Origin of the sequence: Companilactobacillus versmoldensis DSM 14857 = KCTC 3814 (genome assembly GCF_001434295.1) — a bacterium.
Classification (GTDB): Bacteria; Bacillota; Bacilli; order Lactobacillales; family Lactobacillaceae; genus Companilactobacillus; species Companilactobacillus versmoldensis.
This window is the reverse complement of sequence record NZ_AZFA01000007.1, coordinates 39,001-50,424: the sequence shown is the minus strand read 5'-3', so window position 1 is coordinate 50,424 and position 11,424 is coordinate 39,001. Positions and strand designations below refer to the sequence as shown.

At 39.0% G+C, this 11,424-nt stretch carries 11 protein-coding genes; 3 read left to right on the top strand and 8 right to left on the bottom strand.

Annotation, left to right across the window (positions count from 1 at the left end):
• Positions 1-123 precede the first annotated feature (123 nt).
• On the top strand, positions 124-681 hold the full coding sequence (locus FC27_RS05115) for a cysteine hydrolase family protein (RefSeq protein ID WP_056938076.1): 558 nt from the start codon (positions 124-126) through the stop codon (positions 679-681).
• A 221-nt stretch (positions 682-902) separates the two neighbouring features.
• On the opposite strand, the gene FC27_RS05110 is transcribed toward FC27_RS05115, so the two are convergent.
• Positions 903-1,694 (bottom strand): DUF1003 domain-containing protein, encoded by a 792-nt coding sequence (locus FC27_RS05110; RefSeq protein WP_010625511.1) that lies wholly within the window; start codon positions 1,692-1,694, stop codon positions 903-905.
• Between the two features lie 144 nt (positions 1,695-1,838).
• Between FC27_RS05110 and FC27_RS05105 the strand changes: the two genes are divergently transcribed.
• Positions 1,839-3,038 carry an ammonium transporter gene (locus FC27_RS05105; protein WP_010625510.1) on the top strand — a complete coding sequence of 400 codons (1,200 nt, stop codon included), beginning with the start codon at positions 1,839-1,841 and terminating at the stop codon, positions 3,036-3,038.
• A gap of 143 nt (positions 3,039-3,181) precedes the next feature.
• Here FC27_RS05105 and FC27_RS05100 read toward each other — a convergent pair whose 3' ends face one another.
• The 3 genes from FC27_RS05100 to FC27_RS05090 all read right to left on the bottom strand — a co-directional run bounded on the left by FC27_RS05100 (position 3,182) and on the right by FC27_RS05090 (position 6,197).
• Positions 3,182-4,366, bottom strand: a complete 1,185-nt coding sequence (locus FC27_RS05100; protein ID WP_010625509.1) for an NAD(P)/FAD-dependent oxidoreductase — start codon at positions 4,364-4,366, stop codon at positions 3,182-3,184.
• Positions 4,367-4,445: 79 nt separating this feature from the next.
• On the bottom strand, positions 4,446-5,600 hold the full coding sequence (locus FC27_RS05095) for a cation:proton antiporter (protein WP_010625508.1): 1,155 nt from the start codon (positions 5,598-5,600) through the stop codon (positions 4,446-4,448).
• A 9-nt stretch (positions 5,601-5,609) separates the two neighbouring features.
• Positions 5,610-6,197, bottom strand: coding sequence for a TetR/AcrR family transcriptional regulator (locus FC27_RS05090; protein WP_010625507.1), 588 nt, complete (start codon positions 6,195-6,197; stop codon positions 5,610-5,612).
• 315 nt (positions 6,198-6,512) lie between these two features.
• Between FC27_RS05090 and FC27_RS05085 the strand changes: the two genes are divergently transcribed.
• Positions 6,513-8,102, top strand: coding sequence for an L-lactate permease (locus FC27_RS05085; protein ID WP_010625506.1), 1,590 nt, complete (start codon positions 6,513-6,515; stop codon positions 8,100-8,102).
• Positions 8,103-8,143: 41 nt separating this feature from the next.
• On the opposite strand, the gene FC27_RS05080 is transcribed toward FC27_RS05085, so the two are convergent.
• The 4 genes from FC27_RS05080 to FC27_RS11780 are packed head-to-tail and all read right to left on the bottom strand — an operon-like array spanning position 8,144 to position 11,399.
• A complete protein-coding gene (locus tag FC27_RS05080) occupies positions 8,144-9,088 on the bottom strand; it encodes a glycosyltransferase family 2 protein (RefSeq protein WP_010625505.1) in 945 nt (314 codons plus the stop codon).
• Positions 9,089-9,090: 2 nt separating this feature from the next.
• Positions 9,091-10,341: a glycosyltransferase family 2 protein gene (locus tag FC27_RS05075; protein WP_010625504.1), complete on the bottom strand. Its 1,251-nt coding sequence runs from the start codon at positions 10,339-10,341 to the stop codon at positions 9,091-9,093.
• A gap of 23 nt (positions 10,342-10,364) precedes the next feature.
• Positions 10,365-11,201, bottom strand: coding sequence for a hypothetical protein (locus tag FC27_RS05070; RefSeq protein WP_029508259.1), 837 nt, complete (start codon positions 11,199-11,201; stop codon positions 10,365-10,367).
• Positions 11,202-11,243: 42 nt separating this feature from the next.
• Positions 11,244-11,399, bottom strand: coding sequence for a hypothetical protein (locus FC27_RS11780; protein WP_155802171.1), 156 nt, complete (start codon positions 11,397-11,399; stop codon positions 11,244-11,246).
• Between the last annotated feature and the right edge of the window lie 25 nt (positions 11,400-11,424).

Here is an 11,424-nt window from a genome sequence, read left to right as displayed (position 1 = left end):
GTTTCATTAAGTAGCAATAAGTATTGTGAAAATAACGGCCCATGATACTTATATATTTGACACAATCTGTTTTTCTAGTAATAATTTACTTAACAAATAAGTTCCAGAAAGCGGGTATGAATAATGGCTTCACATCAAGCTTTACTGATTATTGATTATACTAATTACTTTGTTGCGGATAAGGGTGCCTTAACGTGCGGAGAACCTGGTCAAGCAATTGACAAAAATATTGTTAAGATTGCTGACAATATGAAAAAGGATGGCGATTGGGTCTGGTTACCAACTGATGTCCATCGTCCATTTGATCACTATCATCCTGAAACGAAGCTGTTCCCAGCTCACAACGTTCGTGACACTTGGGGTAGGGAATTATACGGTGAAACTGGCAAATGGTTCCAAGAGAATTCTGGTAAGGATACAGTAAAGCAATTTGATAAGACTCGTTATAGTGCTTTTGCAGGGACAGATCTTGACCTACGCCTGCGTGAACGCGATGTCGATACGATCCATTTAGTTGGTGTCTGCACTGATATTTGTGTTCTGCACACTGCTGTTGATGCTTATAATCTTTGCTATAACTTAGTTATTCATAAGTCAGCTGTGGCTTCGTTCAATCAAGCTGGACATGATTGGGCATTGGACCATTTCGAAAATGTCCTCGGAGCTAAAGTGGTGAAATAATTACCCAAAATAAAGGGTCGTCAATTTTCAAAATTGACGACCCTTTTAGTATGTCTGAGATAATAATTTCAAAATTAGTAAGTTAATTTTATCCAAATAGATGTGCAAAAAATAAAAAAATAAATTTGTAAAATTTCAATACTTTTCTTTTGTATTCATCAGTGACCGGTCATATACTCTCCATAACCAGAGAAATATTTTGTCTTATCTGGTTCGAAAAATTAGTAGCGGTCACGATTATGACCACGATTCCGTGATGGATGGCGGGTATTTCGTGAACCTTCTTTAAGTCTTTCTTGTTCAGTTCGTAGAGTTTGGATCTCATTTTCGATTTCGCCCATGACTTCAATCTGCAATTTCTCGATATCAAGGATATGAGGCCACTGGACTTCATTCATTTGATCGATCTTCTTGTGAAGGATACGGATCTCCATCTCCGATTTAGTGTTGGTCCGGTAATCGTTCTCGGCATCAAAACGATCACGTTGAGCAGAACGGTTTTGGCTCATCATGATGATGGGAGCTTGAATCGCAGCCACACAGCTAAGGAACAGATTTAAAAGGATGAATGGGTATGGGTCAAAATTGATCCCGAAAAGATGGACGACATTTACTGTCATCCAAACGACTAGGACGATACAGAAGGTGATGATAAACCCCCAGCTACCACCAAATTTAGCGACAGCGTCGGCCATTTTTTGACCACGTGTTAATTGACCATTAACAGTTTCGTTCAAGTTTCGGATAACATAAGTATCCTTCGATAATTCTTTTTGAAGCTCAGAATTCATTCTTTGGTCTACATCGAGATCTTGATCAATAACAGCTTGCATGTTCTTGATTCTAACATGTTGGAGGTCTTTTAAGCAGATAAATGATGAGTTCTTCGCGAAATCAGTTTCCGCCATGATCTGTTGTTTAAGGCGATCATTCAAATCACGAAGAAACAATCCTTCGGAGGCCGAAAAATGTTGTCCGCAAATGACGCAAATCTTGTTTTTTTCAATTGACATGTTGGCACACTCCTAATGGCATTTGGTTTAATTATAAATCAATTTATGAAAAAAAGGTAACGTTTACAGAAAACTAATTGGTATACATCTCAGAAAAAGGTGCTATACTTCGAAACAAAATTAATATTAAAGGAGATGAGGGACATGGATAGTGCATTTATGATACTGTCAGTCCTATTGGTATGGGTGATGACTCCAGGAATTGCCGTCTTCTATGGCGGATTTATACCTCAAAAAGACACCACTAAAATGTTATTGGAAATTTTCTTGATGTTCGGCGTCGTCGGACTGCTCTGGTTCGTAGTCGGATATCCATTATCTTTCGAAGGTAACGAATTCGGGATCATTGGTGATCTCAAACATATATTCTTATCAGGAATTAATTTAACGGCTTTATATCCAAAAACAAATATTTCAAATACTATTTTTATCCTGTTTCAAATGATGTTCGCAATTTTAACACCAGGACTATTTTTAGGTTCGATTGCAACGAAGAAATCAACAAAATATATCGTCTTGTTCGTTGCTATTTGGTCAGTTTTAGTATACTACCCATTAGTACACATGGTTTGGTCCAGTACAGGATTCCTTGCAAAGTTAGGTGTACTTGATTTTGCTGGTGGCACGGTTATTCACATTGATGCTGGTGTTACAGCATTGATCCTTTCAAATTTTGCAATCTCAAAGCATGCAAAAGATGCTAAAGCAAAAGAGAACGCACATGGAAATGCCTTCTTCGTTCTATTAGGTACCGTTTTACTCTGGATCGGCTGGTATGGATTCAACGCCGGCAGTGCACTAGCACTCAGTGCTCAAGGTCTAGAAGCATTCTTTACGACAACAATGGCTCCAATCGCTGCAATGATTACATACGCCTTGCTTGAAGATTACTACAAGAAGTCGATCAGCATGAACGGTGTTTGTACCGGAGTCATCTGTGGATTAGTTGGTATCACATCAGCCACAGGTTTCGTCACATTGCCAGCTTCATTGATCATCGGTGTAATTTCCGCAGCTGGTAGCTATTACTTCATCAATATTCTCAAATACAAGTGGCACATCAATGATTGCATGGACATCATGGGTTCACATGGTATCAGTGGTATCATCGGATCACTTGCTACAGGCTTGTTTGCTACTAAAGGCATCAATCCTAACGTCATTAACAACGGTTTGCTTCAAGGAGGCGGCTTCAAACAATTTGGACTACAATTATTTGCCGTAGTTTTCGCCTTCACATTTGTCTTTGTAATGAACTTTATTATAGTCAAAGTTCTCAAGAGAGTCTTTAAAGAAAGCTCAGATTCAGTTCATCGCAAGACAACAGCCGCTCAACATATTTAAGCAATTTTAATTGGTAAAAAATAAGGTATTCGATAAAGTCGAATACCTTATTTTTGTGCATAAGAAAAACCCTTTAGTTTGGCTTATCAACCAAACTAAAGGGTCCTTCCATCTGTATATCATTTAGCTTTAATCTTTAAATTTTAGAGTGAACCTTTTTTAAGAGCAGTCTTTACGCCACCCATTTCCAAGAAGCTTCTGTCAGCTGCCAAATGTTTGATCAATGAGGCTGTAACACCTTTGAACTTACGGTCGCCAATTTGAGCAATACCATGGTTTTGACCTAATGAGGCAACAGTACCAGCTGATTTGTATACGAATGGTTTCAATTCTGTTCCAGCCAAAGCTGAAGCAATATTGAAGGCAACAGCGCCACCTTCAGCAGTTGCTAATTGACCTGTTGTTGGTAATGGACGTTCTTCACCTTCAGGGATCAAGGCTGAATCATCACCAATGAAGTATGCTTCAGGATGATCTTCAAGGTTTAAGAATTGTGTTGTTGTAACACGGTTTCTCTTAGCATCGACACCAGAATCTTTGATGACATCTGAACCACTAACACCAACAGTCCAAACGATAGTACTTGCTTCAACTGTATGTTCTTGATCTTCAGTGTCTTTGTATACAACGCCGCCATCTTCAATCTTAGTGATCTTAGCACCTGTTAATAACTTGATGCCATTCTTTTCAAGGTAAGAAACAGCATAGTTAGCAAGTCCTTCATCAAACATTGGCAAAATACGTGTTGACATTTCAAGACATGTGACCTTGATTTCGGGAACACCATATTTAGCTTTTAAGATCTTAATTGTATCGACTAATTCACCAAGAACTTCGATACCAGTAAATCCAGCACCACAAACTGCGATTGAAAGATCTTTAGGATCTTGTGAGTTCTTGTAGTTTGCAATGTTTTTATTGATTGTCTCGTAGATCTCAGTAGCTGTATCAAGATCTTGAAGGATCAAAGCATTCTTATCTGCGCCTTCGAGACCGAAGTCTTCAGAACGGAATCCTAATGAAATGATGACATAGTCATATTCGATATCGTCATGATCTGTGAATGAAACTTTTTTGTTATCCAAATCGAATTCGGAAACTGTAGCTTGAATAAAGTTAACATTTGAAGGGATAACATCACGAATATCAAAACTTACTGATTCTGGTCTAGCAGTACCTGCTGCGACCATATGTAATGCTGTCTTCTCAACGTGTAGTACATTTTTATCGACCAAGTCGATTTGTGTATCTGCAGGAGTTGTTTTTGCTAAATCTCGAGCTGCTTTTAATCCACCATATCCTGCGCCTAAAATTAAAATATGTGCCATATCTACCTTCTCCTTCATTTATCAAATATTGTTTACTACTCACACAATCATTATATAACTTCTAGCACCTTTTCGGTACTTAAATACTTACCGGATTCTTGTTGATGGAGTGTTTTAAGAAGAATGGGGCAAGAATCGTTATCAGTATAATACTGATAATTACACTTGAGTAGTATTCTTCTGAAAGCAGTTTCACGCTAAACCCGATTTGTGCGATAATCAAGGCCATTTCACCACGTGAAATCATGCCTGAACCGATAACGTAAGAATCCTTATTATTGAAACCAGATAACCTAGCCCCAAATCCGGCTCCAAACAGCTTGCCGATAATTCCTGTAACTGTGAATAGGACTATTAGCCAAAAATCTTTGAGGAAACTGTCAAATTCCAAATTGAGTCCAATACTGATGAAGAAAATCGGGATGAAGATTCCGTAACCAATCGTTTCGATATCGCGATTGATCTTTTCCTCAAACTTAGGTGAATTTGAAACGGCGATCCCTGCCACGAAAGCGCCTAAAACGGCATCCAATTGGACCACGTCAGCTAAGACGGCAAAGAGCAAACAAATCAGCAAAGCCATAATGGTACTGGCGTGAGTTGCTTCAATGTAATTAGCCAACTTCATGATCTGCGGGATGATCCATTTATAAGCGGCGTAAGTAATGATGCCAAAGACGATCCAAAGACCTAAGAGACCCACTAACTTCATAGCGGAGAAGTCTCCGGTCAACGTCCCAGACATCACACTTAGAATAGAGATGGCTAGGATATCGTCTACTACCGCTGCTCCCAAGATGACGGTGCCGGAATCAGTCGATAGGTAGTTCAAACTTTTTAAAACTTCGACGGAAATTGATACAGAGGTAGCTGCGAAGACTACGGAAATAAAGATGCTTTCTCGTAGGTTGATCTTGAACAGTACCGCTGTCAAAAGGGTCAAGGCTACTGGTAAAATAACACCAAATATCGCCACGTTGACGCTGGGTTTGAAGTGCTTTTTCAGTAGTTGTATATCACTCTCAAGACCGGCCAGAAACATTAATAAAATAACACCGATCTCAGCAAACAGTTCGACTTCGTGAGTTGGTTTGATGATATTGAGAACACCTTTTCCCAAAATAACACCTAAAATCAACTGGCCGATAACTGCCGGTAGATTCATTTTATTGAACAGGTGACTGACTACTAAGGTCAAAAAGAGCATTAAGGCTAATAATGTTATAAATTCCATATTTGTGTCCTAATCCTTTTTTATACCATGAATAAAGATGCGCACCATGGTACCTAAATTAGCGATATTTCGCTTTCGCTTAGCATCATTGTACTCTATATATGGTAACAGCATAGTTAGAAAAGTTCCAACTTGTGCGGGTAAGGGGAGATCAGTCCTAAGTTCATCCTTATGGTCTTCAAAAACGTTATTGAGAACTTTGTAGTAACCTACGTCCCAAGTCTCACCGATAGTCTTTTTTTCTTCATCTGAGAAGAAAGTATTTATGTCATGCATCATCATGAAATAATTGATCTTAAAGTTTTCAATTATAAAAGTCGAGATGGTCAAAAGCATTTCTTCGAATGGCTTGTCTTGGTTATCATCGTACGTCTTATATAATGCTTCACTAAAACCACCGATAGCATGTTCGATCGACTTAATATAGAGGACCTTTTTATTTTTATAGTAATGATACATATTGGGCTGCGTAATATCTAAAGCTTGGGCAATCTTCCTCGTCGAAGTGGCTTGGTAACCTTGTGAAAGGAAATTTTCCGAAGCTACTTCCAAAATTGCATTTTTAGTTTTTTCAGCTTGTTTATCTCGTGAATTCATTGCAATATCACCTTCTGAGTATTCGTGTTTATTATACATTAAAATAGTCGTTAAAAACGTAGTCATTTATCATTTGATAAAATTTATTCAACAATTTTTTTATTAAGACTATTAATGTTATCAATTGATATTTCATTTATCAATATCAGAGAAGTGAAATTTAGCATATTAACCCAACTTTAAATCATTTTAGCAAGAATTTCATACATTTCGACTCAAATTTTGACAATAAAATTTTTATTTTTTTCAACTTTTAATTGTGAAATCAGGATATAATAAATAAGTTAGAAAGCACTTACATAAGGAGGACGAATTATGATAATCGTTGCACTTTCAGCTGTGATATTACCATTTATCCTACTCGGTATTCTTAATATGCCGGCGACCAAAGGTATGTCGATCAGTGCTGTGATCGTACTACTTGAGGGTTACTTCCTATGGAAAATGCCTGCAGACGTAGTTTTTGCTTCCGTTTTACAAGGAATTCACAAAACTCTACCGATCCTGTGGATCTTGTTTGGAGCCTTGATGATGTTGAATACCTTGCGACACACCGGAGCAATCGACCGGATCAACCTCGGTTTTCATCATTTATCCGCCGACATGAGAGTCCAGATCATCATCGTCGCCTATCTCTTTGGTGGCCTGATCGAAGGGATCTCAGGATTCGGAACACCAGCAATGGTGACCGCACCACTAATGATTGCCTTAGGATTCTCACCAATGGCAGCCGTAACACTTGCCTTAGTAGCTGACTCCACGCCAGCCGCTTTTGGTGCCGTTGGAACGCCACTGACAGTAGGGCTCAGTAACGTCAACGGGAGCACTAGTTTTTTAAACGCCATCGGACAACAGATCACTAGGATCGACTTGTTTGCTGGAACCTTCATGCCACTAATGCTGCTATTCTTATTGGTCTTCTTCTTTGGTAAAAAGGAAAGCAGCAAAGCCAAAGACTTTTTCCAATTGGCACCATGGACATTAGTAGTTGGACTGGTTTATAGTTTGACATCTATTGCTATGTCGACCTTCGTTGGATACGAATTCGTTTCGATCTTGACACCATTTATCACTATCATCGTGGCCATCGCCATGATCAAGTTGAAATTCCTTTTACCAAAGTCAGTCATCACAGATCCTTGGACAACTTCAACTAAAGAGATCTCAACAGACAAGCCAAAAATGTCATTGTTGACTGCCTGGTCATCATATATCGCCATTATCTTGATGCTCTTGGCTTCAAGAATTTTCCAACCGTTGAAGAGCTTTTTGACTTCAGCTATCAATTTATCTTGGACCAATATCCTTGGCTTTGAAGCAATCAAATCAGATTGGGAATTTCTCTATTCACCTGGTACTTTGATGACGATTGCCGTGATTATTGGACTATTGATTCAAGTCAAATCCTTAAATGTCTTTTTCTCAACGGCAAAAAAGGTTGTCTTCTCGATGAAGTCGACAGCCATTGCCTTGAGTGTGACTTTGATCATGGTCCAGATTTTCGCTAACTCAGGTCTTAACTCAGTCAAAATGGAAAGTATGCCAGTTTATATTGCGACAGTGGTTTCGAAATCACTTTCCTCAGTCTGGATCTTCATTGCTCCATTCCTAGGTGAGTTAGGTGCCTTCGTTACAGGTAGTGCGACCGTTTCGACACTGACCTTTGGACAGATTCAATCAGATATTGCTACGAATGCTTCCATTAATCAACAAGTCGTCTTAGCAGCGCAATTGATCGGTGCGGCAGCCGGAAATATGATCTGTGTCCACAACATCGTGTCAGTTAGTTCTGTCGTAGGTCTTCAAGGACAAGAAGGTAATATCTTAAGAAAAACTGCGTTACCAGCTTTAGTGTATGGACTATTAGTTGGTATCACCGGTTTTGTTTTTATAAGTTTAATGTAAAATTGTCAATTTAAAAGCCAATCCTGATGGATTGGCTTTTTTTACTTCTTTTCTTTGATGATATAGATTGGACGTCTTTTAACTTCCAAGAAGATTTTACCGATATATTCACCAAGGATCCCAATACTGATCAATTGAATCCCACCAATCAGTAAGATGACTGAAACGATTGAAGCCCAGCCGTTAACGGAACTGAAGGGATTGATGAATTTTCTGACGATAATAGCAATGATCGCGATGATCGACAGTAATGAGAAGGCTGAACCGAACCAAGTCGCGATTGCTAACGGACGTTCGGTAAAGTCGATGATACCAGTCAAAGCATACTTGAGTAGTTTCCAGAAGTTCCAGGAAGTAGTGCCAGCAACTCTTTCATGATTTTTATAAGGTAAGTATTTGGTTTTGAAACCGACCCAACTGAAGATTCCTTTGGAAAAACGGTTGTACTCGGTCATGGACTTGATCGATTCGACCATTTGACGAGTCATTAAACGAAAATCACGCGCCCCAGGAATGATTTTCGTTTGGGACATCTTGTTGATCAAGCCGTAAAAAGCATTCGAGAAGAAGGAGACGATTGGGTTTTCACCTTTTCGGTCTTCTCTAGCAGAGCCGACACAGTCATATTCGCCTTGTTCAAGGATGTCGAACATCGTCGGCAACATGTCAGGCGGATCTTGCAAGTCAACATCCATAACGGCAATATAATCACCTGTGACCGCATTTAAGCCGGCATACAAGGCTGACTCTTTCCCAAAATTTCTGGAGAAGGAGATATAGTGGACTTCGTCGCTGTGAGCTTGCTGAAGCTTTTTAAGAGTCGGCAAAGTTTGGTCGGATGAACCATCATCGACGAACCAATATTCTATTTGAAATTTTTCAACGTCTTTATTAGCTTGCAGACGCATTTTAGTCATCGCATCAAAGTAAATATTGACTGTTTCTTGTTCATTAAAACAAGGAACCACAATCGAAATTTTCTTCATAGTTAATTTTCGCTTTCTTTAAGTCCGTGAGTCGTCTTTTCCCAATGATTGCGACCAGTTACAAAGTTTGTGAAGGCAATCATAACGATGGGAATGATCAAAAACATATATACATAGAAGTATAATATGCAACCGACCGCTTGGGCAACTGAAATCTTAATATAACGGTAGTATTGGATTACCGAGAAAATCACAAGAGCTAGACCCAGTAGCAACATCGAAATCATCCACCAGGGAGCCGAATAATTAACGACCGTCAAACCTAAAATAATTGCAACTATTGAAAAAATATTGGTCAGGATAATTATCAAGCTTAGTAGGGTCGAACACATGAATAGAAGCATCTCGGCTTTTTCCCAAACGCTGAGGTTACTAGTGAGCGTTTTGCGTCCTAACAGAAATAAACAATCTAAACTGCCTTGAGCCCAGCGTGCTCGCTGTTTGATGAAATCTTTTATTTTGGAGACTGGCTCTTGGTAGACCATCACATCAGGAACAAAAGTAGTTTTTTGATTTTTAAGTAGTATCCGAGTACTGATCTCAAAATCTTCCAAAAGGGCTGAACCCCATGGATTGTGTTTTTTTAGGGCAGTCAGACGGAAAAATTGGCCATTGCCGGCACCAGCAGCGTTCCCAAAGAAATTACGCATATTTTGCAATAATGAGTTTGGCACGACAAATTCAAAATCCTGTAAAGACTCAAGCCAATTGTTCGTCCGATTCATGGCCACTCGACTTTGAGCCATGGCTAGGTCGTCATCTTGGTCGAAAACGTTGACCATCTTATTTATATCAACTATCGACATCGAAGCGTCCGCATCGATCACGCCAATGATGGTTTTGTCAGGGTCCCACTGGTTATTTGCTTTGACGAATTCGATCCCCGCATTCAAAGCTTCACCCTTACCATGTTGAGCAACAGGAAAGCGTCTTTTGATGACGTGAAAATTATGAAATCTTTGGTTAAGGGTCTTTAAGATATCAGTCGAACCATCAGTACTGCGGTCATCGATCAAGATCAGATGAACATTGTTCTTATAACTGTAATAGCTATTGTTGAAGAAATGTTCCACAGTATCTTTGATGACTGATGATTCATTTAAGACCGGCATCAAGATGTAGACCTTGTAGTCAGACAGGAATTTATCAGGGGTACTCTTTCTTACGGGGAAGAAATACGTTGCAATACTAAGGATAAACGTAAATAAAGTCGCAAAAAAAGAGATACCCAAAATTATTTTCAAAATAAGCATGAGTACCTCCTTCAAACTATAAGTTATATTTTGAGTGATTCAGGTAAATACATTTCGTCACTTACCGCTGTCTTGATGGCACTGACGCTAATATCGCGGTCAGTGGTATTCTCGATTGAGTGTAAGTCGCGTTCGTATTGAACGAATATATTGTTGATCAAAGGTTCTTTGTGCAACAAAGCCTTGATACGGCCGATGTTACTGTGGGCATTCTCGACGAAAGTGATCAAGTCAGTTTTTTCCCGGTCTCGCAATTGTGCAACTGCCTTATATAGCAAGTCAGTGCTGCTACCGACAAAGACTAAGTCAGATTTGCCTTCATAAAGTGAGTTGATCCACCAAGTGATTAGTTCCTCTTTTTTGTCGAAGTCTTGAGTCAACAAGCCAGAGCCATCGAAGACTTGAAAATCATTAGCCACACCAGATTCATAATTAATGGTGATAACGATCGAACCGTCAGTTCTGAAGAAGTTTTCTTCACCTAATTTTTGATCTTTGTTGAAAATCTGAGTTGATGACAAAATACCATCAGGATTATAAATATTAGTTTTGACGATTTTGGAATTCTTGAAGTAGTTGATCCGATTGATCTTTTCGTTCAAGTGTTCAACAGTCATCATCAAATTACCACTGTGATCGTAGATCAAAGTATTTTGTGTTTTGATATCAGTCCGTGTCACCCAGTCATTTGACTCAGGTATTTTGACACGTTTGTCCGTTGGCTCATCTGATTTTTGCAAATCGGCGAATAAGTTGATGACGTTAGGTCTTTGGATATTCATTGATTTAGTATAACCGTCAACGATTGCATCGAATTGATCATTGTAGAAGGTCGTAACCAAAGTAACAGTTTTATCCAACTTCTTTTCCAAGTAGTTAACAATATCGAATAAGTCTGATTCTTATTGGTCATGATCGATGGAATCTGACATGACTAGGTAGTCCTTATTTGATTCAAGGAAAACCTCGCGAACTAAATAAGCAGCATGGAAAACATCCTTGATATATTTATCAACATAGTTAATATTATCAGTCACGTTTTTGATCTGAATCTTCAAACCATTGATCTCGTTCGTATTGCTC